Source organism: Kitasatospora sp. NPDC085895 (assembly GCF_040702125.1).
Lineage (GTDB): Bacteria > Actinomycetota > Actinomycetes > Streptomycetales > Streptomycetaceae > Kitasatospora > Kitasatospora arboriphila.
On the sequence record NZ_JBFBJY010000060.1, the window covers coordinates 17,929 to 18,260 of the forward strand.

A 332-nucleotide genomic window follows, 5' to 3' on the forward strand; every position below is an offset into this window, starting at 1 on the left:
TGCGGTCCTCGCGGCCGGTGACGGCGACGGGGGTGCCGTCGACATCGGTGCACGCCATCGCCAACACTTTGCCCGCGAGGAGTCGACTGCGGGGCTGGTGGGTGTGCAGGTCCCACACGCGCACCGTGCGATCTGTGCTGCCGGTGACGGCGACGGGGGTGCCGTCGACATCGGTGCATGCGACCGCGAGCACGGTGTCGGTGTGGCCGGTGAGGGGGTGGCCGAGGGGCTGGCCGGTGTGCAGGTCCCACACGCGCACCGTGCGATCTGTGCTGCCGGTGACGGCGACGGGGGTGCCGTCGACATCGGTGCATGCGACCGCGAGCACGGGG

1 pseudogene is annotated in these 332 nt (G+C 72.6%); it reads right to left on the bottom strand.

The features are described from left to right. Window positions 1–259 (bottom strand): annotated as a pseudogene (locus tag AB0442_RS29500) (hypothetical protein); the annotation flags it as partial. Between the last annotated feature and the right edge of the window lie 73 nt (window positions 260–332).